General features: G+C 63.5%; 30 protein-coding genes. 15 read left to right on the top strand and 15 right to left on the bottom strand.

Annotation, left to right across the window (positions count from 1 at the left end):
* The first annotated feature begins 65 nt into the window (after positions 1-65).
* The 6 genes from NKI47_RS02215 (at position 66) to NKI47_RS02190 (ending at position 4,564) form a co-directional block, all read left to right on the top strand.
* A complete protein-coding gene (locus tag NKI47_RS02215) occupies positions 66-398 on the top strand; it encodes an ArsR/SmtB family transcription factor (protein ID WP_352457336.1) in 333 nt (110 codons plus the stop codon).
* A gap of 4 nt (positions 399-402) precedes the next feature.
* The gene (locus NKI47_RS02210; RefSeq protein ID WP_352587070.1) at positions 403-1,095 is read left to right on the top strand and encodes an aquaporin; all 693 of its coding nucleotides are present in this window, start codon (positions 403-405) and stop codon (positions 1,093-1,095) included.
* Entirely contained in the window at positions 1,092-1,514 is a 423-nt protein-coding gene (gene arsC / locus NKI47_RS02205; RefSeq protein WP_352587067.1) for an arsenate reductase (glutaredoxin), read from the top strand. The genes NKI47_RS02210 and arsC overlap by 4 nt, the downstream gene beginning before the upstream one ends.
* Positions 1,515-1,583: 69 nt before the next feature.
* The gene (locus tag NKI47_RS02200; protein ID WP_352490030.1) at positions 1,584-1,916 is read left to right on the top strand and encodes an ArsR/SmtB family transcription factor; all 333 of its coding nucleotides are present in this window, start codon (positions 1,584-1,586) and stop codon (positions 1,914-1,916) included.
* A 51-nt stretch (positions 1,917-1,967) separates the two neighbouring features.
* Positions 1,968-3,344 carry an FAD-dependent oxidoreductase gene (locus tag NKI47_RS02195; protein WP_502898018.1) on the top strand — a complete coding sequence of 459 codons (1,377 nt, stop codon included), beginning with the start codon at positions 1,968-1,970 and terminating at the stop codon, positions 3,342-3,344.
* Positions 3,341-4,564: an MFS transporter gene (locus tag NKI47_RS02190; RefSeq protein WP_352587061.1), complete on the top strand. Its 1,224-nt coding sequence runs from the start codon at positions 3,341-3,343 to the stop codon at positions 4,562-4,564. Before NKI47_RS02195 ends, NKI47_RS02190 begins: the two co-directional genes overlap by 4 nt.
* A gap of 24 nt (positions 4,565-4,588) precedes the next feature.
* On the opposite strand, the gene NKI47_RS02185 is transcribed toward NKI47_RS02190, so the two are convergent.
* Positions 4,589-4,813 (bottom strand): hypothetical protein, encoded by a 225-nt coding sequence (locus NKI47_RS02185; RefSeq protein WP_031213090.1) that lies wholly within the window; start codon positions 4,811-4,813, stop codon positions 4,589-4,591.
* A gap of 230 nt (positions 4,814-5,043) precedes the next feature.
* Positions 5,044-5,409: a VOC family protein gene (locus NKI47_RS02180; protein ID WP_352587058.1), complete on the bottom strand. Its 366-nt coding sequence runs from the start codon at positions 5,407-5,409 to the stop codon at positions 5,044-5,046.
* 144 nt (positions 5,410-5,553) lie between these two features.
* On the opposite strand from NKI47_RS02180, the gene NKI47_RS02175 reads away from it, so the two are divergent.
* Positions 5,554-5,865 carry a hypothetical protein gene (locus NKI47_RS02175; RefSeq protein WP_352587055.1) on the top strand — a complete coding sequence of 104 codons (312 nt, stop codon included), beginning with the start codon at positions 5,554-5,556 and terminating at the stop codon, positions 5,863-5,865.
* A gap of 44 nt (positions 5,866-5,909) precedes the next feature.
* Positions 5,910-6,785, top strand: a complete 876-nt coding sequence (locus NKI47_RS02170; RefSeq protein WP_352587052.1) for a sigma-70 family RNA polymerase sigma factor — start codon at positions 5,910-5,912, stop codon at positions 6,783-6,785.
* Between the two features lie 188 nt (positions 6,786-6,973).
* On the opposite strand, the gene NKI47_RS02165 is transcribed toward NKI47_RS02170, so the two are convergent.
* Positions 6,974-8,131 (bottom strand): sulfite oxidase, encoded by a 1,158-nt coding sequence (locus tag NKI47_RS02165; RefSeq protein ID WP_352569169.1) that lies wholly within the window; start codon positions 8,129-8,131, stop codon positions 6,974-6,976.
* Between the two features lie 278 nt (positions 8,132-8,409).
* Here NKI47_RS02165 and NKI47_RS02160 point away from each other — a divergent pair, with 278 nt between their 5' ends.
* A complete protein-coding gene (locus NKI47_RS02160; RefSeq protein WP_352587049.1) occupies positions 8,410-8,562 on the top strand; it encodes a hypothetical protein in 153 nt (50 codons plus the stop codon).
* Between the two features lie 161 nt (positions 8,563-8,723).
* Here the strand turns inward: NKI47_RS02160 and NKI47_RS02155 are convergent, their stop codons facing one another.
* From NKI47_RS02155 to NKI47_RS02130, 6 genes are all read right to left on the bottom strand, one after another.
* Positions 8,724-8,900, bottom strand: a complete 177-nt coding sequence (locus NKI47_RS02155) for a hypothetical protein (protein ID WP_352587046.1) — start codon at positions 8,898-8,900, stop codon at positions 8,724-8,726.
* 37 nt (positions 8,901-8,937) lie between these two features.
* The gene (locus NKI47_RS02150) at positions 8,938-9,360 is read right to left on the bottom strand and encodes a hypothetical protein (RefSeq protein ID WP_352587043.1); all 423 of its coding nucleotides are present in this window, start codon (positions 9,358-9,360) and stop codon (positions 8,938-8,940) included.
* A gap of 168 nt (positions 9,361-9,528) precedes the next feature.
* A complete protein-coding gene (gene dinB, locus NKI47_RS02145; protein ID WP_352587040.1) occupies positions 9,529-10,770 on the bottom strand; it encodes a DNA polymerase IV in 1,242 nt (413 codons plus the stop codon).
* 130 nt (positions 10,771-10,900) lie between these two features.
* Positions 10,901-11,449 carry a riboflavin biosynthesis intermediates N-glycosidase gene (ybiA, locus tag NKI47_RS02140; protein ID WP_352587037.1) on the bottom strand — a complete coding sequence of 183 codons (549 nt, stop codon included), beginning with the start codon at positions 11,447-11,449 and terminating at the stop codon, positions 10,901-10,903.
* A gap of 100 nt (positions 11,450-11,549) precedes the next feature.
* Complete coding sequence (locus tag NKI47_RS02135) at positions 11,550-12,008, bottom strand: GNAT family N-acetyltransferase (RefSeq protein ID WP_352587034.1); 459 nt, start codon at positions 12,006-12,008, stop codon at positions 11,550-11,552.
* A 73-nt stretch (positions 12,009-12,081) separates the two neighbouring features.
* Entirely contained in the window at positions 12,082-12,450 is a 369-nt protein-coding gene (locus tag NKI47_RS02130) for a hypothetical protein (RefSeq protein ID WP_352587031.1), read from the bottom strand.
* Between the two features lie 185 nt (positions 12,451-12,635).
* Between NKI47_RS02130 and NKI47_RS02125 the strand changes: the two genes are divergently transcribed.
* The gene (locus NKI47_RS02125; RefSeq protein ID WP_352587028.1) at positions 12,636-12,935 is read left to right on the top strand and encodes a hypothetical protein; all 300 of its coding nucleotides are present in this window, start codon (positions 12,636-12,638) and stop codon (positions 12,933-12,935) included.
* A 220-nt stretch (positions 12,936-13,155) separates the two neighbouring features.
* Here the strand turns inward: NKI47_RS02125 and NKI47_RS02120 are convergent, their stop codons facing one another.
* Entirely contained in the window at positions 13,156-13,851 is a 696-nt protein-coding gene (locus NKI47_RS02120) for an XRE family transcriptional regulator (RefSeq protein WP_352457320.1), read from the bottom strand.
* Between the two features lie 76 nt (positions 13,852-13,927).
* Here NKI47_RS02120 and NKI47_RS02115 point away from each other — a divergent pair, with 76 nt between their 5' ends.
* From NKI47_RS02115 to NKI47_RS02105, 3 genes are all read left to right on the top strand, one after another.
* Complete coding sequence (locus tag NKI47_RS02115; protein ID WP_352587024.1) at positions 13,928-14,332, top strand: hypothetical protein; 405 nt, start codon at positions 13,928-13,930, stop codon at positions 14,330-14,332.
* A 69-nt stretch (positions 14,333-14,401) separates the two neighbouring features.
* Positions 14,402-15,037, top strand: a complete 636-nt coding sequence (locus NKI47_RS02110) for a high mobility group family protein (protein ID WP_352587021.1) — start codon at positions 14,402-14,404, stop codon at positions 15,035-15,037.
* A gap of 65 nt (positions 15,038-15,102) precedes the next feature.
* A complete protein-coding gene (locus NKI47_RS02105) occupies positions 15,103-15,708 on the top strand; it encodes a DUF6456 domain-containing protein (protein WP_352587019.1) in 606 nt (201 codons plus the stop codon).
* Positions 15,709-15,752: 44 nt separating this feature from the next.
* Here the strand turns inward: NKI47_RS02105 and NKI47_RS02100 are convergent, their stop codons facing one another.
* Both NKI47_RS02100 and NKI47_RS02095 read right to left on the bottom strand, forming a co-directional pair.
* Positions 15,753-16,058, bottom strand: a complete 306-nt coding sequence (locus NKI47_RS02100) for a hypothetical protein (protein WP_023675656.1) — start codon at positions 16,056-16,058, stop codon at positions 15,753-15,755.
* Positions 16,059-16,281: 223 nt separating this feature from the next.
* Positions 16,282-16,545, bottom strand: a complete 264-nt coding sequence (locus tag NKI47_RS02095; protein WP_352587017.1) for a hypothetical protein — start codon at positions 16,543-16,545, stop codon at positions 16,282-16,284.
* 274 nt (positions 16,546-16,819) lie between these two features.
* On the opposite strand from NKI47_RS02095, the gene NKI47_RS02090 reads away from it, so the two are divergent.
* On the top strand, positions 16,820-17,098 hold the full coding sequence (locus NKI47_RS02090) for a hypothetical protein (RefSeq protein ID WP_352453505.1): 279 nt from the start codon (positions 16,820-16,822) through the stop codon (positions 17,096-17,098).
* A gap of 206 nt (positions 17,099-17,304) precedes the next feature.
* Here NKI47_RS02090 and NKI47_RS02085 read toward each other — a convergent pair whose 3' ends face one another.
* The 3 genes from NKI47_RS02085 to NKI47_RS02075 all read right to left on the bottom strand — a co-directional run bounded on the left by NKI47_RS02085 (position 17,305) and on the right by NKI47_RS02075 (position 20,368).
* Positions 17,305-19,275 (bottom strand): acyltransferase family protein, encoded by a 1,971-nt coding sequence (locus tag NKI47_RS02085; RefSeq protein WP_352587015.1) that lies wholly within the window; start codon positions 19,273-19,275, stop codon positions 17,305-17,307.
* Between the two features lie 192 nt (positions 19,276-19,467).
* Positions 19,468-19,689: an alkylphosphonate utilization protein gene (locus tag NKI47_RS02080; RefSeq protein WP_023675660.1), complete on the bottom strand. Its 222-nt coding sequence runs from the start codon at positions 19,687-19,689 to the stop codon at positions 19,468-19,470.
* Between the two features lie 382 nt (positions 19,690-20,071).
* The gene (locus tag NKI47_RS02075; protein ID WP_023675661.1) at positions 20,072-20,368 is read right to left on the bottom strand and encodes a hypothetical protein; all 297 of its coding nucleotides are present in this window, start codon (positions 20,366-20,368) and stop codon (positions 20,072-20,074) included.
* Between the two features lie 260 nt (positions 20,369-20,628).
* Here NKI47_RS02075 and NKI47_RS02070 point away from each other — a divergent pair, with 260 nt between their 5' ends.
* Positions 20,629-22,626, top strand: a complete 1,998-nt coding sequence (locus NKI47_RS02070) for an AI-2E family transporter (protein WP_502898017.1) — start codon at positions 20,629-20,631, stop codon at positions 22,624-22,626.
* Positions 22,627-22,694: the final 68 nt, after the last annotated feature.

Here is a 22,694-nt window from a genome sequence, read left to right as displayed (position 1 = left end):
GATTTCGTTGCTCAACACAGTCTTCGCGCGTTGACTCTATTCCCCATTTCTGGAAATCTGGAAACATGGATAAGACGCTCGCCCTTTCGGCGCTTGCCGCGCTCGGCCAGGAGACCCGGCTGGACGTTTTTCGCCTTTTGGTGCGGGCCGGCGCCGAGGGCGTGGCTGCGGGCGAGATCGCCTCACGGCTCGCCGCGTTCCCGAATACGATGTCGGCCCATCTCAAGATACTATCGCATGCCGGCCTGGTGCGGACCGAACGAGAGGGCCGCAGCGTGCGCTACTTCGCCGACATGACCAGGTTTCGCGATCTGCTGGCCTATCTCATGGAGGATTGCTGCAATGGCGCGCCGGAACTTTGCCAGCCTGTCATCCAGGCTGTGACCTGCAACTGCTAGCTAGATGAGCTCCGGCAATCTTCCCCGCCGCCTTGTTGCCGAGGCCCTCGGCACAGCTCTGCTGGTCGCCACCGTGGTCGGTTCCGGCATCATGGCTGACAGGCTGAGCAATGATGTCGCCGTCTCCCTGCTCGGCAACACCATGCCGACCGGGGCGATCCTGGTCGTGCTCATCACCATATTCGGGCCGATATCCGGAGCGCACTTCAACCCGGCGGTGACGCTGGTATTCGCGCTTCGACGCGAGATCGAAACGAACGCAGCGCTGGCTTACGTCGCCGCCCAGATTGCCGGCGGCATCGCTGGAACGTTGCTCGCGCATGCGATGTTCGAACTGCCGATCCTGCAAGTGTCGGCGACGGTGCGGACCGGAAGCGGGCAATGGATTGCGGAGCTGGTCGCCGCCTTCGGGCTGGTTTTCACCATCCTCGCCGGCCTGCGTTCCCGTCCGGATTCGATCCCCTGGCTGGTCGGGCTCTATGTCACCGCCGCCTACTGGTTCACCGCATCGACATCCTTCGCCAATCCGGCCGTCGCCATCGCCCGTGCGTTCTCCAACACTTTTGCCGGGATCCGCCCCGCCGATCTGCCGGGCTTCATCGGCGCCGAACTTTTGGGCGCGTTGCTCGCCATGGCATTGGCAGGGTGGCTGATCGTCCAACCGAAACCAGCCGGACAGATGAAAGCTGCGCAATGACCATCACCATCTATCACAACCCCGATTGCGGCACCTCGCGCAACACGCTGGCCATGATCAGGCAGTCCGGCGAGGAGCCTGAGGTGGTCGAATATCTGAAAAATCCGCCGTCGCGCGAAAAGCTCGTCGAGCTGATCGCAGCGATGGGCATGACGCCGCGCCAATTGCTGCGCGAAAAGGGCACGCCCTATGCCGAACTTGGCCTGGGCGACCCGAAGTGGAGCGACGACGAGATCCTCGATTTCATGCTGGCGCATCCGATCCTGATCAACCGGCCGATCGTGGTGACGCCGCTCGGCACCATGCTCGCCCGACCCTCCGAAGCGGTGCTCGATATCCTGCCCAATCCGGATATCGGCCCGTTCACCAAGGAGGACGGCGAGGTCGTCATCGACGCCAGCGGCAAGCGCGTCGGCTAGATATCGTCTTATTTCGATCTTTGTCGAAATTCTCTTGACGTGCAGCGATTCTGGAAATAGCTTATTTCCATGAAACTCGAAAAAGCAGCCTCGCAACTTGAAGCCCTCGGCAGCCCGACGCGGTTGCAGCTCTATCGGACGCTGGTGCGGGCGGGCGATGAGGGGCTGCCGGTCGGGCGTATCCAGGACAGATTGGGCATCGCTGCCTCGACGCTGTCGCATCACCTCAAGCGGCTGGTCGACACCGGCCTGGTGACACAGGAGCGCCAGGCGACCACGCTGATCTGCCGGGCCAACTATCCCGCCATGAACGGGCTCATCGGATACCTCGCAGACGAATGCTGCGCCGACGCCACCTGTGCGCCGGCATCGGCGGAAGCGGCCGCCAAAACGGCGGCATGATTTTTTTTGCCATTATAATTCGAAATTACCGGAAGGATAGAAGATATGGAGATGATCGAAAAGCTCCCCGTTGCGGTGATCGGCGCCGGGCCGGTCGGTCTGGCGGCAGCGGTCCACCTGATCGCGCGGGGCATTCCTGTCAAAGTCTACGAAGCCGGCAATGCGGTTGCATCCAATCTCAGGGATTGGGGCCATGTCCGTGTGTTCACGCCCTGGCGCTATTGCGTCGATCAGGCGGCCAGAAACCTGCTCGAGGCGCATGGCTGGCGGATGCCTGAGCCCGAGGCATTCCCAACCGCGGACGACCTCGTCGCGGATTATCTCGAGCCGCTGGCAAAGCTTCCGCAATTGTCGCCGTCGATCGAAACCGGCGCCCGCGTCGTCGGCATTTCGCGCTGGGGCGCCGACAAGGTGCTGAGCAAGGGACGCGAGAACCGGCCGTTCATGCTGGCGGTCGAGACTGCCGATGGTACAAGACGCGACAGCGCACGTGCCGTCATCGATGCTTCGGGAACCTGGCAGATGCCGAACCCGCTCGGCGCCGGCGGAATTCATGCCGAAGGCGAAGCCGAGTTTGCCGACCGCATCGCCTACGGCATCCCCGATATTCTCGGCCGCGACCGCAGCCTTTACGCGGGGAAGACGACGCTGGTCGCCGGCTCCGGCCATTCGGCCGCCAATGCGGTGCTGGATCTCGCCAGCCTGGCAAATGTGGAGGCCGGCACCGCTTTCATCTGGACAACGCGCGGCACCGACCTGGTGCGCATCTATGGTGGCGGTGATGCCGACCAATTGCCGGCACGCGGCGAACTCGGCGCCGAAGTGCGCGAACTCGCCGAGAGCGGCGGCGTCAGGCTGGTGACGGGCTTTGCGGCTGTTTCGATCCGCGATGCCAACGGCCGGCTGGTCGTCGAAGGCCAGACCAGGGACGGTTTGCAGGCGCTTGGCCCGGTCGACCGCATCATCGCCGCGACCGGACAACGCCCGGATCTGTCGCTGACCCGTGAGCTTCGGCTCGAGCTCGATCCATGGCTGGAAAGCGTCAAGGCACTGGGACCGTTGATCGATCCCAACGAGCACTCCTGCGGCGACGTGCCGCCGCACGGCCACCGTGAGCTCAGCCATCCCGAGCACGGGTTCTACACAGTCGGCATCAAGAGTTATGGCCGCGCGCCGACCTTCCTGCTGCTGACCGGTTATGAGCAGGTCCGCTCGGTCGCGGCGGCGATCGCCGGCGACATGGTGGCGGCCGACAATGTCCAGCTCGTGCTGCCCGAGACCGGCGTCTGCACCGTGCCGCGGATCGGCGTGGCCGACAAGGGGTGCTGCGGCGGTCCGGCGCCGGCAGCGGTGGATGCGTGCTGTGTCGCCGACGCCAAGGCGAAGGCGGTCGGCAAAGGCGGCTGTGGCTGCAGCGTCGCGGCATGAGCCTTCTGGCGCCTTCGCCCACCATCTTGCGCAGCCGCGGCGCGATCATCACCGCGCTTGGCCTGACGCAGATCATGGCGTGGGGTTCTTCCTACTATCTTCCCGCGGTCATCGCGCCGGCAGTCTCCTCCGATACCGGCTGGCCGCTGGCATGGGTTGTCGGCGGCCTGTCTCTTGGCTTGCTTGTGGCCGGATTGATCTCACCGCGCGTCGGGTCGTCGATCGAGCGGCATGGCGGCCGCAACGTTCTGGCGTTCAGCGCCGGATGCATCGGGCTCGGCCAGATCGGGCTGGCTCTTGCCCCTAATCTTGCGGCCTATATCGCGGCCTGGCTGGTCATCGGCCTGGGCATGGGGGCGGGGCTCTACGATGCCGCTTTCGCAACGCTTGGCCGCCACTACGGCCACGGCGCGCGCTCCGCCATCACCATGCTGACGCTGTTCGGCGGCCTTGCGAGCACCATCTGCTGGCCGATCTCAGCCTTGCTGCTGGGGGAGGTCGGCTGGCGCGGCACCTGCCTGGTCTACGCCGCCTTTCAGCTGGCAATTGCGCTTCCGCTCTATCTGGTGATCCTGCCCCGGGAGCCGCCGCAACCGGCAGTCAAACCAGGATTGAAGGAGGCGGCACCCATTCTTGACAACCAAGCCGATCCGTCGATCGTGATCGTTCTGGCCGCGACCCTCACACTTGCGGCTGTGATCTCCTCGACGCTGTCGGTGCATCTGCTCACCATCCTGCAAGGCAGCGGCATGGCGCTTGCCGCAGCCGTCGGGCTCGGCGTGCTGGTTGGCCCGTCCCAGGTGGCGGCCCGCGCGATCGAGATGATGATCGCGCGCTATCACCATCCGATTTTCACCAAGTTTGCCTCGGTTACGTTTGTGGCGATCGGCGTTTCGACGCTCTGGGCCGGCATGCCGATCATCCCGCTGGCGCTCGGCTTCTACGGCGCGGGCATCGGCCTCGAATCCATCGCCCGGGGAACGCTGCCGCTCGCGCTGTTCGGCTCGAACGGCTACGCGAAGCTGATGGGCCGCCTCGCCATGCCGAGCCTGATCGCCCAGGCGGCGGCACCCTCGGCCGGCGCATTGCTGCTGCAGCGCTTCGGCCCGCACGGGACGTTGGCCGCGCTTTCCGGCCTGGCGCTGGCCAACGTCATCCTCGCATGCGGCTTGGGCTGGCGGATGCTCCGCCGGCGGCAATCGCAGGTTCAAACCCGATAGGATTTCGACCTGCGTTCGGCGCCTTCAACTGGAGAGCGGGAGATCTTCCAAGGGATCGACAAGGAAAGACGCGGCGATCAGATCGTCCGCATCGAGGCGCAGTGAGCCTTTGGCGCCGCCCATGATGGCGGCAACCTTTTGAAACGTCTTGATCTCATGCTCGGTAATCTGGGCACTTTGCATTCTGGATTTGAGGTCAGCGACGCGCAGCCCCAAACTGTGGGACATTCCGATTTTACGGTTCGACATGGTAAGATGCTCCTCCCCGGCCCATGTTTGTTTTGCCATCCGCCCTTATTCGTATTTCCTCCGCCTGCCTAAATATGAGGCATCGCGATACAGCGCCCGAACGCCCGATGCAAGGGAAGGTTCCGGCGCGCAGAGGTCACGAAATAATAATACGAAGGAAGTACGGCCGATGGTCCGGCCGGAGGTAGGACTTAGGTATGACGCCCCGCCGGACAGAGGGCTCCGGTGCCTTATCGGCTGGCGAGGACCATGCGGTTGCCTTCGCTGTCGCGAAACTCCGCCACCGTGCGCCCCGGCTGCCACGGCGCCTCATGCGCTTCGGTGATGATCTCGACGCCGCCCGCTTTCATGGCCGCGATCATTGCCCCGACATTTTCGTCGACCAGCACCAATACCGGCTCCACGCCGGGTGCGTCGTCGGCGCGCCTGACAAAATGCAGGTTCGTCACGGCATGCGGAAATGCCAGCTCGATCCAGCGCCAGCCCCCATCACCCATCTTCTGGTCGGCCATGACCTGGCAGGCGAGATGCCTGGTGTAGAACGCCTTGGCGCGGTCCTGCTCGAACACCGGAAGCTCGGCAAACTGGATATGCATGATCGTCTCTCCTGCTTGATGGCTGCCGCGCAGCCGCCCACGCGGGAAAGACGATGCGGGCAACCGAAAAGATTCTTCGGCAAGGAGAATCTTTTCAGCGCAGCCGGTCGTCCTTCGTTCATACCAACCAGTCAGGAGACGACGATGAACTACGCGCTCATTCGATACGGTGTGAACCAAGCCGACCTGGAAGATAACCGCGCGCTGGTCGAAAAAGTGTTCGAAGCGCTTGGCGAGGCGGCACCGCCGACGGTGCGTTATCTCGTGCTCGAGCTGGACGACGGCTCGTTCGTCCACATCGTCGGCCAGGACGGCGATTCGTCGGCGCTGACCGGGCTTGCGGCCTTCAGGGCGTTTACGGAAAACCACGCCGAGCGCCGTTCGACCCCGGCATTGCGATCGCCTGTTAAAGTCATCGGCAATTACCGTATGCTGGCGGATCAGAAAGCCGGGTAGCGCCTGCCGTGCCGCTCGCGCAGGAATGGGACGCTACGCCGAAAATGAACAGGGCGACTTTGGAGGCGATGCTCGTCGGGTTGCGGCCAAGGCTGCATCGCTACTGCGCGCGTATGGCCGGCTCGGTGATCGACGGCGAGGACATCGTCCAGGAGGTCCTGATCAAGGCGCTGCAGGCGATCGACGGGGGTGCGATCGTCGAACGTGCCGAGCAATGGCTGTTTCGCATCGCCCACAATGCCGCACAGGATCACCTGCGGCGGCGCAATCGGGAAAGGTCGCGCATGACCGAGGCCGACATGAGCGTCATCGAGGATCCCTCCGGCAGCGCCGACAGCCGGCTCGCCGCCCAGACCAGCCTGCGCTCCTTCATGCAGCTTTCGGTGCCGCAGCGCAGCGCTGTGATCCTGGTCGACGTGCTCGGCCTCAGCCTGCATGAGACCTGCGAAGTGACCGGCGCGACGCTCGCCGCCACCAAGGCCGCGCTGCATCGCGGGCGGGCGCAGCTCAAGGTGCTGGCGCTGCAGCCCGAGCAGGCGCTCGCGCCGAGGCTCGACGCCGATGACGAGCGCCGGCTGCGGCGCTATGTCGACCTGTTCAACGCGCGCGACTTCGACGCTGTGCGGGCACTGATCGCCGAGGACGTGCGGCTCGACGTCGTCAACCGCGTCCGCCTGCGCGGCAAGGCCGAGGTTTCGACCTATTTCGGCAATTACGACCGTATCAGCGACTGGACATTGTCGCTCGGCGTCGTCGACGGCAGGCCGGCGATCCTCATCCGCGACCCGCAGGCGGCCGACGGCGCTGTGCGCGGCTTCATGCTGGTCGAATGGAGGGACGATCAGGTCATCCAGATCCGCGATTTCCGCTATGCGCCCTGGTGTCTGGTCGACGCGGAGATTGAAACGGTGGACGGGTGAGTAGAAGGCTGGAATGGTACGGAGATGGCGATCAGGCAGCCTCCTCCTGGGTGACCCAAACGCAATTGCCACATGGCAGCACGTTCTTAGAGCGGTTCCGGTTCTCTTGGAACCGGTAACTCGCTCTAACTATCTGTTTTCCCGCATCTATGCGGACGCCAAATGTTTCCTTTTGGCTGCAAAATGCTCTAGCCGATACGCACGCGGCGCGTCACCTGGCCATTGCTTTCCCAGTATGTGTGCTTCTTGGCAATCAAGGGATCGTCCATCGCCGGTTGAATTTGTCCTGTGGTGCTGACCGCGCGCGAGGTCACCGTGTGTTCTCCAGGAGAGGGATTTGCCCAAGCCAGGGACCAGATTTTCCAAGCGTGTTCTGCCTCCTCACTGTGGTCAATGGTCGCTGGTGTCCAAGGCCCTTGATCGATTTGCACTTCGACCCGGTCGATCGGCGCCCCCCAGGCTGCCCCAACGATGCGGTAATCCGAGTCTTTCCGGGTAACCTTCGCAGGCGCGGACTTTATCAGCGCTCGCCCGACTGACGTCTCGGCCCATACGGTCTCGCCGTTGTGGTCCTCCTCCCGGATGGTGACATAGTCGCGGGCCATCAGAAGGCTCATGAACCGCGTATCGCGAACCTCGATGCGCTTTAGCCACTTGACGTTGGCGATCCCGTACCAGCCTGGCGCAATGAGCCGTACCGGGAAGCCATTGGGCGCCGGCAAGGCGGCCCCGTTCATTTCATAGCAGAGGAGATTGTCCGGGTTCATCGCGTCGGCGAGCGACATGCTACGAGCGAAGTTCTGCCGCATCTTGACGTCGCGTATCGGGATCTCGCCTGTGTCGGTACCGAAAAAGACGACCTCGATGCCCTTCTCCAGAACGCCGGCTTCCTCGAGGATCGGGGCGAGCGGCGTCCCTGCCCAGCGAGCATTGCCGATGCCGCCGGTGAAAAAGGGAAACCCATGGTTGCCCGAGCATTCCACTGTGAAAACGACCTCCTGCCGCGGTCGCGCCCTGATGTCGGCGAGCGTTAACTCCAGGGGCTTCTTAACCAGGCCTCCGATCTCCATCGACCATGTCTTCTCGTCGATCGTTGGTCGGTTGAAATGCGAGATGCTGAAGAACTTGTCGTTTGGCGTTATCCAGCTATCCAAATCCTCCCAGACAAGCTGCTTCTGGATACCCGCCGGATCGGGATTTTCGGTCGGCTGATCCAGCCACGGAATAACTTCCTCGTTCGGCCGTGTTGGAAAAGCGTAAGCCCGGCGCGAGGTATAGAGAGCAGCAATTGCGGCAAGAGCCGCGCTTCCTTGAACAAGAAGTTCTCTGCGCTGAAAATCAGGCATGTTGTTTACCTCCCAGTTGATCCGGAACGGGCTGCAACGTGCCTTAGGCCGTAGCCTGATCACGGATAGGCGACACAATGTGAGGTCTGCCCACCCGGAAGTATCCGGGTAGGTCAGATAATCACCGACGCAAGTCAAGCATGTGAAGCGTTGCACGAAACGCTAGCTCGCGTTTCGCATGCTAAGAGTGCGCCTTTGAGAAGGAACTGTCCACAACTTGGGCGGGACATGATGATGATTGCAGCATTCCATGCCGATTTCCGGTCCTGCCAAAATCGTTGCTGCTCGGATCGCTGCCGATCGCCCGCTTCTGGGTCATTTCCGGACCTTCGTGGGTTCTCGTCGAACCGGTGTTTCCTGCCGGCCCGTGGGTTGGCCGTGCGGCCGGCACCGCCCTGATCGCTTGGGGCGGCGCAACGCTTTTGGTCTGACGACCAGGGCTGCCTCGAATGTCGCATTTGCAGGTGGAGGGCGGGCCCGGGCGGCACATCAGAACCAATCTGCATAACGAGGTGGCCAGCAACCAGGCCGCCTGGCTTGGGCGCGGCAGATCATTCACACGTGAACCATTCGCCAACCGAGCGGGGACACCCTAATTGGTGGTGACTTGCGTCACCGCCACGCCGGTTATCCTGCCGTTCCCGGCTGTGTAGGTGAGCGTCTGCGTGACCGTGGCGTCCTTCTGGTCGGGAGACGAAGGAGGATAAGAGGCGGCGAAGCCGAAATGGCCGTAACGATCGGGCTTGGCGGCGCCAAATTTCGCGGCCACGTCGCTCAGCGGCGCTCCGACGCCGGGCGTATCGAGTTCAATAGCTGGCAGGCGCGCCGGCGCATCCTTCCGGCACCTTGCCTTCCGGGTTCGGCTGCAGGGCGACGGACAGGACACCGTGGTCGGAGCCGCCCATCTCGCCGGATACGAACCAGAAGATCGACGGCGATCCGCCGGCGTCGGGGCCGGCATAGCAAAGCCAGTGGCGTGAATCTCCGGCGTCACCTTCATCGTGCATCGCTCCGCCGAAGGCTTTTTCGACATCGGCAAGCGTGGTTTCCTCAAGCTTTATCTCCAGCGGGCCGGCCTTGACCTGCTTGAACAGCGGGCTGGCCAGCGGCGAGTTGATATCGCCCAGGGATGGAATCGCCCGGTCCGGGTTGAGCGGCTTGGCCAGCGTCGTTGCATTGGTCACCAGTCCGGCAACGATGAGTGCGAAATATCCGGCGTTCTGTCCCATGCCGATCCCCTGTCGTTCGAAATGAAGGCGGAAGGATTTGCGAGCGGGTGCTGCCCTGTCTGGCTGATACCAAAACCGGTGCACGACCAACTGGACCGAAGATAAATTCACAAGTCCGCAGCCTTCAAGGTCATTCCGGCGACTTGGCAACCAAAGTGTAATCGAGGCTCACAGTTCCTTTTCGGCCAGCTCGCGAAACGCGTCGGGAACCGACCGCTGTAGCCCGAGCGCGACCGAGGCGTAGCCCACCGCCTCCCAGCCGAAGCGGTCGCGGATCTTGTCGACGGCGCGATCCGCGATCCAGCGCGCCGCGCCCTTGCTGGTGCCGGGGCGACGGCGGTCGTCGTCGAGCCCGAGCGGCAGTTCCAGTTGCAGGCCGGCATGCTGCTCCAGATGCGATACGGCGATCGCCAGCAGCGAGATTGTCTTTTCGTGCGGATAGTCGATGAGCACCTTGCGCACCAGCGCCTCGGCGATCTCGGCCAGCATGGCTGTTGCCGAAATCGGCTGGTCGAGCGTGATCGAGCGCGTCACCGAGCGCAAATCGGCAAAGCGGACGCGAACCGTCACCGTGCGGCCGGGCCGGGATTTCGCCCGCAATCTTGTGGCGACCCTGTCGGCCAGATGCAGCAAAGCGGGCACGAAGACCTGCTCCTCGGCCGGTTTTCGGCCAAGCGCCGACTGCGCACCCGCCGAGCGCGCCCGGCGCTGCGTCTCGAGCTTGCGCGGATCGCGGTTCCACGCCAGCGCGTTGAGTTTCTCTCCCGCCGCCGGCCCGAGCAGGCGCTCAAGCGCCCCACCATTGGTCTTCGCCAGCTCGCCGATGGTGTTGACGCCGATGCCGGCCAGCCGCTGCCTGGTGACCGGGCCGACGCCCCACATCAGCTCGACCGGCAGGTGGTGCAGGAACTCCAGCTCGTGGCGCGGATCGACCACCACCAGCCCGTCCGGTTTTGCGACCTGTGAGGCGATCTTGGCCAGATGCTTGGTGCGGGCTACGCCGACCGAGATCGGCAGGCCGAGCTCGGCCCGCACGCGGCCGCGGATCTTGCCGGCGATCTCGGCCGGCGAGCCGAACAAATGGGTGCAGCCGGCGACGTCGGCAAAGGCCTCGTCGATCGAAATCCGCTCGACCACCGGCGTGAAATCGCCGAGCACCTTGATTGCCGCATCGCCCAGCCGCTGATAGTCCTTAAAATGGCCGCCGACGAAGATGAGTTGCGGGCAGAGTTCCCGCGCCCGCCGTCCCGGCATACCGCCGCGCACGCCGAACGCCTTGGCTTCATAGGATGCGGCAAGCACTACCCCGCCGCCGACGGCAATCGGCTTGCCGCGCAAGGCCGGGTCGAGCAACTGTTCGACCGAGGCATAGAAGGCATCCAGATCCGCGTGGAGGATGTTGGCTTCCATCCGGCCCGTTCGCCCGCGGCGGTTCGAACGCCGCATTGTGTCGAGTTGTGATGAGAACATAAAGAGAACATTGTGGGTGGATTGTCAAGCAGCGCGGAGGCTGCCGCAGATGACGAGCGCACGGCAATGTTCAGCCGCGCAGCCGATCGCGGGCCTGCATCAGCGCGAATCCCAACAGGTTCTCGCCGCGCCACAGCAGCGGGTTCACCGCCCTCTCGTCATCCGCCGCAAGGCCGATACCCCACACCCGGTCGACAGGGCTCGCCTCGACCAGCACCCGGTCATGCGTCGACAACAGATATTCGCGCAGCGCCGCGTTCTGATGGAACTTCTGAAAGCTCCCTTCAGTCACGATGCGATATTTGTCTGCATCCCATTTGGTGCCATCGAAGCCGCTCACCTGGCGGCCAAGCTGCTTTGCCTGCTTGGCGCTCGCCGCCCTGAGGATTTGTGTTGCCGTCGGAGCATCACCGAACAGTCGTGCCTTCTCGGCCATCATCCAGTGTTCGGCAGTCGGATAGCTCAGGCCATCGACGGTAAAGGGCGCATGCCACCACTGGCTGAAGCACGACGTGGTTATGCGGCCGTCCTTAGACGGCTGATGGCCCCAGAAGAACAGGAACTTCTGCCGGGGCTTTGCGCGAAAGGTTTTCTCAAGCCAGGTTCGGTCGTAAATCATGGGCGGATGGAGCAGGGCGAAAGGCCGGCTTGTCAATGCTCCATCCAGAGTGGGTTGCGAAGATGAGCGGTCGGCGCTGAATGCGATGAAATGCTGATCTCTACAGCGCCATCTTGTAGCCGAGATGACTGGCGGTGAAGCCGAGGCGCTCGTAAAAAGCGTGCGCCTCCCGTCGACCTTTGTCCGTGGTGAGCTGGACGAAGCTGCAATTGCGCGAACGGCATGTTTCAATCGCCCATTCGATCATCAGCTTGCCGACGCCGCGAGAGCGCCATTGCCAGGCGACGCGAACGCCTTCGATCTGGCCGCGCCAGGCGCCTTTTCTCGAAATGCCTGGAAGGAAGCTGAGCTGCAGCGTTCCGACCACTTGCCCGGCGTTGACGGCGACGGCCAGCAACTGGTTGGGATCGGTATCGATTGCGCTGAAGGCATCGAGATAGGATGGCGCAAGCGGCGTGGACGGGTCTTCCCGGTTCGCGCCGAGCACATCGTCGGCAAGCATTGCAACGATCGCCGGCAGGTCGGGCGCCTGCGCGCGACGGAATTCGATCTCGCTCATCGCGCGGAGACATACGGCGCGGTGTCAGCGATCGCAATATCCGTTTTGACTTGCAAGGGAGGCCCGCGCGCCTTCAGGTGGCCTCGAGCGCCCAGAGGCGGTGGCCGTAGCGGCGGAAGAAGCGGGCGAACAGGCGCTGCTGCCTGGCGCGGGTGAGGTCGGCGGCGCGCCTTTCCTGCCGCCAGCGCGGCATGTCGCGGAACATCGACAGGAAGCGGGCGGCATCCTCGAGTGCCTCCTCGGCTGACTGCGCCGGGCGGATCGCCGCCAGGAACACAGCGCGGCTCGGCTTCATCTGGTCAATCGCCGCCTTGCGCTGGCGATGACCCTGGCGTGCCTTGCGGATGCCGTCCTGGCGGATGGCCGCGAAAGCGGCAAGCATGGCCGGGCTGTCGCCGCTATAGCCGCAGGCATGGGCGAACTGGGCTGGGTCCATCGTCATTCCCTTGCTGCCGGCGGACGGAGCGGGCGCGGTTCTGTTGCTCGCGCCGATTCCAGTCCACACCATGTATAAGCATAACTCAAATAATCGAACAAGTGAAACTTTCACGTTGATGTAAGCGGAACCGACTCGACTCCGCTCCAAAAACCGATAATGTTGCGAACAAAGCAGGAACAACGACGGGGATGACCATGGCATTGGCAGGCAAGGAAGCGACGATCGCCGATGTTGTCTCGATTGCCGTCGAATGCATCGACTGCGGCCGTAACAGGTGGTGGAAGCCGGCCGAGCTCAAGCGGCATGGGGTGATGCCGGAGACACCGCTGGCCGCACTTTCGGGGCGCCTGATCTGCAAGGCCTGCCGGGCCGACGGCCTGCCGGGCGCCGCCGTCTCGATCCAGGCCGCCTTCATCGACGACCGGCAACGGACCCGCGCCGAGGCGCGCCTGTTCAACGGTCGAGAGCTGCAGTCGAGGCGGGCTTGAGGGGGCGGGCGTGCTGCTCTTCCCTTCTCCCCTTGTGGGAGAAGGTGGCCGAGCGAAGCTCGGTCGGATGAGGGGTGTTGGACGGATCGCTACCTTGATGGCGTAAGTGCTTAAAAATCGCTTCTACATTTCCTCCGCCGCGTTCCTTCCAGCACCCCTCATCCGGCTCGGCGCTGCGCGCCGATCCACCTTCTCCCACAAGGGGAGAAGGCAACAAGCCTCAATACCCCAGCAGTTCCTTGAGCGGGATGACGCGGAAGACGTTCTTGATGGCGTAGCGGTTGAAGGACAGCGTCTTGGGCGGGTTGTACTGTTCGACGATCAGCTCGGCGGCGGTGCGCTTGACCAGCTTCTTGATGAAGGCCTTGCCGTTTTGCTCGTTCTCCTCGGGCAGGGTCTCGATCACCACATGGTCGCCGGGCAACGCTTCGCGGCCGCCGCAATAGATCATCTCGCCGGGCTCGTAGCGCGGCACCATCGAATCGCTCAGCACGTGCAGCGCAAACACATTGCGCAGATGCCGGATCCCCGGCGGCCGCTGGACATAGCCGGCCGGCTGGCCGTTGAAGGTGAAGTCGCCATCGTCGCCGCCGACGGCGGTGCCGAGAAGCTGGATGTCCATCGGCCCGGCGGGCAGGGGGCCGGGATCGGTGACGATCTCGGCATCGGCGACCGGTCCGGCATCTTCGAGGAAAACGACCTCGCCCTTGCCGAGTGCCACCGGGTCGACGCGCAGGAAAGCGGCGGTCTTCAAAAGGTTCTCGGTCTTGGGCAGGTTGCGCCCGGTCTCCCAATTGCCGACGGCAGCGACGTCGGTGTCGTTGTGCTCGGCAATGTGGCGCATCACCAGGCCGCGCTGCTTGCGCGCCCGGCGGATCGCCGCTCCGACCTTGATCGACAGTGCAGTTTTCGCCATGGCTCCATCTGAGGCATAAGAATCGGTTTCGTCTATGCAAGAATCGCTTGCATAATAGATTGAGTTATGCTCTTATATGGTCATGCACAAGTCGCTTCGCCAGCTTTCGGTCCTCGAATCCGCCCTTCAGCGCGCCGGCAGCGCTCGCCTGGAGGCGGTAGCGCCACCGATCGCCAAGGCCATGCATGTGCCAACCCTGTCCCCTTCGTCCCGACCGTCCTCCTCCCCGGCCGGGACGATGCCCGAGGCTCGCGCCTCGGATCCGGCAGCGCAAGCGGCCGGAACGGCCGGAGCCGTTCCCCTCACGGCTCCGGCCACGAATTGCCTGCCGGCCGGCAATGCGGAAGCCGCAGTTTCCTGCACCCGCACCGAAGACGGCGCGGTCATCGCCTTCGACGAGCGGACGGGCAAGGCAGTGTCCGGCGCAACAAGGCAGGCGGCCGAGATGAAGCTCGATCGCAGCAGACCACGCGAAGGCTGACCGGCTTTCGAGCCTGAGGCCGGCGAAGCCGGCGCCGCACACAACCATTTTTGCAGGAAATGAAACATCATGGCCGCCCGCTATTCCGCCTCGGAACTGGAACAAATCGAGAACTGGCTGATGAGCGGGCTGTCGGCCGCGAAGATCGCCACCCGGTTGACCGCGCTGCGCGGCCGCCCGGCCTCGCGCGCGGCCATCATCGGCATCGTCCACCGCACCGCCCGTCTGCGCGCCATCGGCCTTGCCGGATCCAAGGGCTGGTGTGGCGGACGCTCTGGCGGCCGGCTCGGAAATTCGGCGCCTGAGCCATCAAGCACTGCTGATCAAGCTGAGTCGGCTCCGAAGGCCGAGCCACGCTGCCGCCCGGCAAGGCTGTCGGCCAGGCTGGCGCCGCCGGCCTGGCAGCCGTGTCCGACTCGGATCACCGGGTCAGATGGCGCGCCGCTCGAAATGCCGGCGCCGCGCCCGATCGCCGCCGGCGGTCGCCAGCCGCATTTCGTTGCCATGCGCTTCATCGATTGCCTGTTCGAGCGCTGCCGCGCGCCGCTCGACACGACGCCGCAGGAGGATGCGGAAAACGACGCCCCCGGCAGCCGCCCCGGTTTGGACATGCTGTGCTGCGGGCTGCGCACAAAGCCTTCGAAAAGCTACTGCGCCTATCACGCTGCGCGCTTCCTGCGCACGCTGCCGGCCGAAGCGATTTGAGCCCGCTGCAATGAGGCTGGAAGTTCGCCAGAGCCCGACGACCAAAACCTAGGAGGACCGAGCCGATGAGCACCAAAACCGCCCAAAAGGCCACAGCCAGGCCACCGCGATTGCCGAAAGGCGAGGCCGAGCAGGTGCGCATCCGCAAGGAGATCGGCCATGATTTCGCACTGAAGGACGACCGGTTCGGCCGCAAGCGGCTGGCGAAGGGGACGCAGGAGGGAGCGCGCCTCTATGAGGTCTCCAATGACGGCCACACAGCGACCGGCGGCATCGTGCGGGTGCGCAACGTCGACCCGCTGAGCGGCCTCACCTCGCTGTCGCGCCAGCAGCGCGAGGCGGGTACGCGCTACCGCCAGGATTTCCGCAACTCGTCCGAGGCAACCGCCAAGCCGATGGCTTGGGCCGAGCGCGTCGACGGCGGCCGTACCGGCAGCGGCGTCGCCGAACACATCCTGTCCGCCGGCCGCGACCATGCCGAGGCAACCAGGGCGCTTGTCCATTGGGAGATCGCCGGCATCGTGCAAAAGGTCTGCTGTGCCGACGCAACGGTCAAGAGCCTGGCCGAACAGGCCGGCGAGCCGCGCGACGTGGTGGTGAAACTACTCAAGATCGGGCTCGACATATTGGCCGTGCATTACGGCATGATGCTGATGCGCAAGCCGAGGTGAGAAGCCCCGCCGATCCGGCCGGCAATACCGGCCGGATCGATCCGTCAACGACGGCAGACACGGATTCTTTCGATAATCCGGTGGTGATGACGCCAGTGCTTGATGACTTCGGTGTGGCAGCGCCGGTGGTGGTACCGGTAGCGCGGCCTGTAGTCCTCGTCGTAGACATCATAGCGGTAACGGGGGACGTACTCATCGTCGTAATCGGAATACCGATGGTGGCGATAATAATAGTCGTCGTCATAGCCGTTGCCGATGCCGATCGTGACGCTGCCGCCGGCATTCGCCGGGCCGATCACGGAAGCCGCCGAGGCGATGGCGATCACCGAGGCAAGCAGGAGCTTCTTCATAGCTACCTCCTTCTTTAACGTCCCTCTAATAGAAAAACCCCCGAGGGGCAGCCTCGTTCCATAGATTGGCAAGATGTAAGGAACGGACGGGCCCGAAGTTTAGCGCCTGCTGGCGCGAAAACGCCGCTGGCTGCGCCGGGGTCGGATCGTCGACGCAGCGTGGCCGCTCCTCTCATCAAACAGCGGCAATCGCGCGTCAGTCCCGTCTTTTGCCGACGTCTGCCTACAGAACATGGCCCAATTCCAGCAAAACGAACGCGGTCGCACCCAGCACAGCGAGGGCGTAGGCCGCATAAAGAACAAGCAGAATTACCTCAAAGTCCCGGACGAAGCTTGTGGCAATCCTGGTCTCCTTAGGCTCCGCTTTCTCGATGCGGTCGGTTTCCAGTTGCTCCGTTGCCACAACGAGGCAGACAATCCTGTCGTTGTCGGCCGCCTGTAATATCCGTTCCGTCAAATCGACTGCAATCACTGGATCATCGGCCAACTGATCTCGCGATAGCCGGCTTTCAGTGACGGTCTGGATTTCACGCTTTCTCACGCACGCATAATTGCGTCGACTAAATTAGGTTCCACTAAAATAGATAGATTGCCTCGACCCGATCACGACGTGGTGAGGCGTGAGCCCAGCTGGGCGGTGAACTCCGCCTGAGGCCGCCATTTGCCGACCGTCGAGGCGAATCTCGATCGGCGCATCCTCCGATCAAACGGCGCGGGCTTCTTTATAGGCTGCTACGGTGCGCCATTGCTGGTAGGTCGCAATGCCAAAGCCGCCAAACTCTCATATCGCGAACGCAGCGCCGACGTCTTCAGTGCCGACCGGTTATGACGAAGATCGCATGCTTACTTATATCCGGCTGCTCGACGCGTCGGCTGAAGGGACCGATTGGCGTGAGGTCGCCCGCATCGTTCTGCACATTGATCCGGAGCAGGAGCCGGAGAGGGCTTTCCGGGCGTGGGCGACACATCTGGCGCGTGCACGATGGATGACCAGGAAGCGGAACGAGTTGCGCCAATTGCATGATGAGTGGTGGGGATGAGCACCATCTAAGCGGAACTGCCGTCTCGGTCTGGCCGTTTGAGGGAGGAGGCCAACATGGAAAAGCGCCCAATGACTTCTTGGCGAGCCAATACTTTCGAGCTGTGCTGCCTTCTTGCAGTTCCGCTGTCGCTTATTCTTACGGTTTTCCTGGCGGGTCTCATCCTTAGCTGACCCCCGCGTCGGATCCGACAAGATCCGGAACCGTTACTTTACAGCCGCCGCCATCACATCCGAAAACAGCGCCCGCTCCACTGCCGGTTCCAGCGTTTCGGCGAAGGGCGTCGCCAGGTGGTGGCGGTCGCGGAAGGCTAGTTTGCCGTCGATGAAGACATGGCAGGTGGTCTGGTCGCAAAAGCGGTCGGTCATGTCGATGTAAGCAGCGTTCGGTGTCGAGCGCACGATATCGCGCTCGATGGTGGCGATGTCGTCGTTTGCCGCCATGATCCTCGGCGTGTCGCATGTCGCGGGCGTCTGGCCCCGCCACAGCGCCCGCGCCACGCATTTGTCGGCGTAGCTTGCATTGTAGGGAACGTCCCTGATGACCGCGACCTTGATGCCGGCCTGGCTGAAGGCTTGAAGCGTCCAGGTGAGGCCCGTCCGCCACTGCGCTTGCCAATCGGCGTGCTTCAACTCCTCGGGCGATTCTTTCATCACATTGCCGATCGAGAACTCCGAGATCACCACCAGTTGCGGGTGGAGCGCGATGATGTCCTTGACCGACTGCTCGCGCCATTGATCGCATTCGGTGTAGTCGCGCTTCAGCCGCCAGTTCCAGGTCGTCACCCGCGAAGCCCGGCAGGAGGATTTGAGAAAGGTGACGACGCGAAAATTGTTCTTCTCGGCCGCCTTGATCAGCGGCGTCGACCAATGGTCGGCATGCGAGTCGCCGAACAGCACGACCGAGCGCTGGGCATCTTTGCGGCCGAACATGCAGGGTTTTGGCTTGACGGTCTCGAAATCGAGCACGCAGCCGCCATTGGTCGCGCGCACGGTGGAGAGCTGGGCGGCGCTGTCGGCGATGACGTGCTGTTCGGGGCTGAGATTGTGCTCGGCAAAGCGCGCATTGCCATAGGCCGCGACCACGCCGGCGCCGGTCAGCGCGACGGCGGGCACCAGCGCCCGCGCTGCTCCGGCCATCAGCCAGCCGTTGCGGCGGATCGGGTTCTCGATGAAATGATAGGTGAACATCGATAGAAGCAGCGTCAGCGCCGCGCAGGCAAGGCGGTCCAGGATGGACAGGCTGGGAACCACCATCGCCGCATAGACGATGACCGGCCAGTGCCAGAGATAGAGCGAATAGGACAGCCGGCCCAACCATTGCATGGGCGGCAGCGCCAGCACGGCGCTCGCCAGATTGCGGCCGCCGCTGCCGCTGAGCAGCAGCAGCACGGTGCCGGCAACAGGCGCCAGCGCATTCACCCCGGGAAACGGCGAGTCTTCGTCCAGCATCAGATAGGCCCAGGCGATCAGCGCCAGACCGAGGCATGCCTGGAGCGTGGCCAGCAGCGGCCGGTCGCGCCAGATCTTTGCCGGCGCCATGGTCGCGAGGCCGCCGGCGGCGAATTCCCAGGCCCTGAGCGGCGAGAAATAGAAGGCCCAGGGCTGCGACACTTCCGTCAGCCAGGCGCAGGCGGCGAAGGAGGCCGCGCCGGCGACGCCGATGACGATTATAGCGGCGCGCTTGCCGGGACGCAGCCAAGCGGCGGCAAGAAGCAGCGCCGGCCATGCCAAATAGAACTGTTCCTCGACCGAGAGCGACCAGAAGTGGATGAACGGGTTGTTGGTGGCGTCGGCGGCGAAATAGTCGAACGACCAGCGGATCAGCCAAAGGTTGATCATGTAGGCGGAGGCGAACATGGCGCCTTTCGAATAAAGCGCCTGTTCCTCCGGCGACAGGATGAAGTAACCCGTGAACAGCGTGGCGAGGATGACGAACAGTGCCGCCGGCAACAGGCGCCGGGCGCGCCGGGCGTAGAACCGCCAGAGGTTCAGCCGCCCGGTCTCGGTGATTTCCGTAATCAGGTGTTTTGTAATCAGATAGCCGGAGATGACGAAGAAGATGTCGACGCCGGCAAAGCCGCCGGGCAGGCCGGACAGACCAAAATGGAAGGCGATGACACCCGCCACCGCCAGCGCGCGCAGCCCTTCGATGTCAGGCCGAAATGATGCCGACACAATCACCTCATGCAAGGAATGCCCACCTCGCAGAGGCTCGACCCGATGCGACGATATTGCAATGCAACAAATCTAACGCAGTGCAACATAGGGGGAGGGCGCGGCTCCTCCAGTTCCTCGCGTGGGCGGCTCACTCACAGGAGCGATTCGAGAGCGACTGATATGGAAGCGAAGCGAAGGGTGCCGAGGCGATCACGCCTTTTTCAAAAACTCGGTCTTCAGCACCAGGCCCTTCACCTGCCTGGTGCTGCATTCGATCTCGCCGGGATTGCCGGTGAGGCGAATATTCTTCACCAGCGTGCCGCGCTTGATCGTCTCCGACGTGCCTTTGACCTTGAGATCCTTGATCAGGGTCACGGAGTCGCCCTCGTGCAGCGCCGTACCATTGCTGTCTCTTATGATCGCGTCGGTCATGGCAGGTCTTTCGTGGGACTCCGGTGCGGAGGTGGTTGGCTCATTACCCGGCCTATCCCACGGTTGGCGGCGAGGTCAAGCGTGCCGGGGGCAGCGTGCCGGTAACCAAGCGTGCCGACCGCTAATGCCAGGCGGACGGCCGACCGGAAAACCCGGATTGTGAGCAGACTGGGACCCCCTGGGCGGTAGTGGCATTGCCGCTTCGCGACATGCGCTCCGGCCAAGCCATGCCAATGGCGCCACGGCAATCGAAGTCGTGGCCTTTTACGCGGATATTCCGGCACGAGTTCAAATAGATGAGCGCCCGCCCGTGCGGACAGGAAGGTCGCAGTGACAGACCTGCCCGCCCTTTCGCTTGGTGCGTTATTTCAATTGGCAACGATCACTTGTTGGCGCCACCGAGCTGGTTGGCCATCTTGCAGAAGTCGGCATGCATCGTGGCAATGCCTGCGTCGCTGCATTCCTTCAACATCATGGCCCGGTCGCTCGTGGACATGGCCATCCATGCCGCCTTGAATTCGGCTTCCGACTTCATGGTCTTCATGCCGGCGTCGGTGAAGAAGGGGTTCATTTTCTGCGGATCGTCGAGCGCCGAAGTGCCAGTGGCACCGGCGGCAAGCGCTGCGCCGGTCATCATCGAAAGCGCCATCGCGCCCATGCAAAGCGTCTTGATGTTCATGATCATTCCTCCTGAGCTGCTGCTTTGAGGTTGTCCATCAGCGATCTACGAAGGAACGGTGTTTTGACCCAAAAGTTCCACGTTCTGGCGCAGACATGGAACAGGATTGCCCGTGACGTCATTAATGCAAAAAATTCTACCATGACTGAATTTGCCGCGCTGCCGACCAGGGCAATCGGCGTCCAGCTGGGTGAGACGCTGCGAAGTTGCACGCCGGCTCAATATGCCCGATCATGGCGACGGCGGGGCGGAGGTATCAAGTGGCGGCAAATCGTCGAAACGACGCGCACCTGTCGGAGCCCCGGCGGGCGGGCATTGTTTCCGCGGCCAGGGCGCTTCCGCGCACATCGTTGCCCAGCGTAGCGTCGGTCGTGACGGCCGTCGCGGCGCTCTATTTCGGGCGCGAGGTCTTTCTGCCGATCGCAATCGCGCTGCTGCTTACCTTTGCGCTCGTGCCCATGGTGTCGGCACTCAAGCGAGCCGGCATTCCGCGTCTTCCTGCCGTGATCGCCAGTGTGCTCGGCGCATTCACGGTGCTGGCTCTGTTCTCCTTCATCGTCGCCACGCAGGTCAGTGAACTGGCGCAGAACATTCCGCTTTACCAGGCGAATATCCTGACCAAGGTCCGGTCGCTCAAGGAAACCGGCGTCGGCGGCGGCATCGTTTCCAGATTGAGCCGGGTGATCGAACGCGTCGGCCAGGAGCTCGACAGACCCGAGCCCGCACAACCCGCCGCCGATCAGCCTCCGCGGGAACCGATCCCGGTCGAAATCGTCGCGCGCGAACGACCGCTCGAGGTTCTCCAGAATCTGATCGGCCCGCTGCTGAGCCCGCTGGCATCGGCCGGACTGATCGTCGTGGTCGTCATATTCATGCTGCTGGAGCGGGAGGACCTGCGCGATCGTTTCATACGCCTCGTCGGCTACGGCGATCTGCACCGAACCACCGAGGCGCTGCAGGATGCCGGCAAGCGCGTCGGCCGCTATCTGCTCATGCAACTGGTCGTGAACATCGTCTATGCCGTCCCAATTGCAATCGGACTTTGGCTGCTGGGCATACCCAATCCATTGCTGTGGGGCTTGCTGGCGCTGGCGCTGCGCTTCGTTCCCTATATCGGCCCGGTCATAGCGACGCTGTTGCCTCTGTTCCTGGCGCTGGCCGTGGCGCCCGGCTGGTCGCTCGTGCTCTGGACCGCAGGGCTTTTCGTCGTGGTGGAACTGATCACCGGCAACGTGATCGAACCTTGGCTCTACGGCTCGCGCACCGGGCTGTCGCCATTGGCCATCATCGTTGCGGCGATCTTCTGGACCTGGCTTTGGGGGCCATTGGGCCTGGTTCTGTCGACGCCGCTCACGGTCTGCCTCGTCGTGCTCGGCCGCCATGTGCCGCAGTTCGAATTCCTCGACGTTCTGTTCGGCAACGAACCCGTGCTCGAACCGCACGCCCGGCTTTACCAGCGGCTGCTGGCCGGCGATCCCGAGGAAGCGACGGACCATGCCGAGGAGATGCTGGAGGAAGAATATCTGGTCGAGTTCTACGACAAGGTCGCGATTCCCGCACTTCTGCTCGGCGAGCAGGACCGGGTGCGTGGTGTGTTGAGCGATGAGCAAAGACAGCAGGTCGCGGGCAGCGCGCTGACGATGGTGGCGAACCTCGACGACAGCGCGCAGGAGGAGGCGGAAGCGGACGACACGGCCGCGGCCGAGGACCACGGCTCACGCGAGGACAAGCACGTTCAGGGGGAGGTTCAGGGCGAGGAAGACACCGAACTGCCGGATGGCACGGGCATGTCGGTGCTGTGCGCCGGAGGGCGCGGCGAACTCGACGACGCGGCTGCCGCCATGCTGGCGCAGGTGCTCGAAGTCCAGGGCGCTACGGTGTTGAGAGCGAGCTTCGCCGAGATGGAACCGGGGAGCATTCGCCGCCTTGAGCTCGACGCCGTCGATACTGTCGTCGTCGGATTTTTGAACCGGGATTCCGTCAAGCACGGGCGGTTCCTGGTCCGTCGGCTGAAACGCGCCAAACCACGGTTGCGAGTGGGCATCGTGTTGTGGTCGGAAGCCGACAGCGACAACCAGGAGGCAGATGCCAGATTGGCCAACGAGATCAACGCCGATTTCGTCGCACATGGCATGGTAGGCGCGGTGCTCGGTGCGTTGTCCAGCGCTCCGCCGGTGGCGCTGAAGACCACCGCCAAACGCCGCATGCGCCGCCTGACGCCGGCGCGCAAGAAAGAGCCGCTCGCCGCGGCAAAATGAGCGCGGCGAAGACTGCGGCAGGTCGGGTTATTACCGCTTTCGCGAAAGTGGTAATAACGAAACGGATC

Source organism: Mesorhizobium sp. M0633 (assembly GCF_040320645.1).
GTDB lineage: Bacteria > Pseudomonadota > Alphaproteobacteria > Rhizobiales > Rhizobiaceae > Mesorhizobium.
This window is presented reverse-complemented; position numbering and strand designations above follow the sequence as displayed.

Excerpts from the sequence above, each read along its gene's own strand:
- arsC (WP_352587067.1), top strand. The coding sequence starts at position 1,092 with ATGACCATCACCATCTATCACAACCCCGATTGCGGCACCTCGCGCAAC.
- NKI47_RS02075 (WP_023675661.1), bottom strand. The coding sequence starts at position 20,368 with ATGAACATCAAGACGCTTTGCATGGGCGCGATGGCGCTTTCGATGATG.
- ybiA (WP_352587037.1), bottom strand. The coding sequence starts at position 11,449 with ATGATTTACGACCGAACCTGGCTTGAGAAAACCTTTCGCGCAAAGCCC.
- NKI47_RS02180 (WP_352587058.1), bottom strand. The coding sequence starts at position 5,409 with ATGCATATCCAGTTTGCCGAGCTTCCGGTGTTCGAGCAGGACCGCGCC.
- dinB (WP_352587040.1), bottom strand. The coding sequence starts at position 10,770 with ATGGAAGCCAACATCCTCCACGCGGATCTGGATGCCTTCTATGCCTCG.
- NKI47_RS02090 (WP_352453505.1), top strand. The coding sequence starts at position 16,820 with ATGCCAAAGCCGCCAAACTCTCATATCGCGAACGCAGCGCCGACGTCT.
- NKI47_RS02190 (WP_352587061.1), top strand. The coding sequence starts at position 3,341 with ATGAGCCTTCTGGCGCCTTCGCCCACCATCTTGCGCAGCCGCGGCGCG.
- NKI47_RS02150 (WP_352587043.1), bottom strand. The coding sequence starts at position 9,360 with ATGGGACAGAACGCCGGATATTTCGCACTCATCGTTGCCGGACTGGTG.
- NKI47_RS02165 (WP_352569169.1), bottom strand. The coding sequence starts at position 8,131 with ATGCCTGATTTTCAGCGCAGAGAACTTCTTGTTCAAGGAAGCGCGGCT.
- NKI47_RS02100 (WP_023675656.1), bottom strand. The coding sequence starts at position 16,058 with ATGAAGAAGCTCCTGCTTGCCTCGGTGATCGCCATCGCCTCGGCGGCT.
- NKI47_RS02210 (WP_352587070.1), top strand. The coding sequence starts at position 403 with ATGAGCTCCGGCAATCTTCCCCGCCGCCTTGTTGCCGAGGCCCTCGGC.
- NKI47_RS02105 (WP_352587019.1), top strand. The coding sequence starts at position 15,103 with ATGAGCACCAAAACCGCCCAAAAGGCCACAGCCAGGCCACCGCGATTG.
- NKI47_RS02120 (WP_352457320.1), bottom strand. The coding sequence starts at position 13,851 with ATGGCGAAAACTGCACTGTCGATCAAGGTCGGAGCGGCGATCCGCCGG.
- NKI47_RS02215 (WP_352457336.1), top strand. The coding sequence starts at position 66 with ATGGATAAGACGCTCGCCCTTTCGGCGCTTGCCGCGCTCGGCCAGGAG.
- NKI47_RS02185 (WP_031213090.1), bottom strand. The coding sequence starts at position 4,813 with ATGTCGAACCGTAAAATCGGAATGTCCCACAGTTTGGGGCTGCGCGTC.
- NKI47_RS02110 (WP_352587021.1), top strand. The coding sequence starts at position 14,402 with ATGGCCGCCCGCTATTCCGCCTCGGAACTGGAACAAATCGAGAACTGG.
- NKI47_RS02135 (WP_352587034.1), bottom strand. The coding sequence starts at position 12,008 with ATGAGCGAGATCGAATTCCGTCGCGCGCAGGCGCCCGACCTGCCGGCG.
- NKI47_RS02115 (WP_352587024.1), top strand. The coding sequence starts at position 13,928 with ATGGTCATGCACAAGTCGCTTCGCCAGCTTTCGGTCCTCGAATCCGCC.
- NKI47_RS02195 (WP_502898018.1), top strand. The coding sequence starts at position 1,968 with ATGATCGAAAAGCTCCCCGTTGCGGTGATCGGCGCCGGGCCGGTCGGT.
- NKI47_RS02125 (WP_352587028.1), top strand. The coding sequence starts at position 12,636 with ATGACCATGGCATTGGCAGGCAAGGAAGCGACGATCGCCGATGTTGTC.
- NKI47_RS02130 (WP_352587031.1), bottom strand. The coding sequence starts at position 12,450 with ATGACGATGGACCCAGCCCAGTTCGCCCATGCCTGCGGCTATAGCGGC.
- NKI47_RS02175 (WP_352587055.1), top strand. The coding sequence starts at position 5,554 with ATGAACTACGCGCTCATTCGATACGGTGTGAACCAAGCCGACCTGGAA.
- NKI47_RS02080 (WP_023675660.1), bottom strand. The coding sequence starts at position 19,689 with ATGACCGACGCGATCATAAGAGACAGCAATGGTACGGCGCTGCACGAG.
- NKI47_RS02200 (WP_352490030.1), top strand. The coding sequence starts at position 1,584 with ATGAAACTCGAAAAAGCAGCCTCGCAACTTGAAGCCCTCGGCAGCCCG.
- NKI47_RS02170 (WP_352587052.1), top strand. The coding sequence starts at position 5,910 with ATGAACAGGGCGACTTTGGAGGCGATGCTCGTCGGGTTGCGGCCAAGG.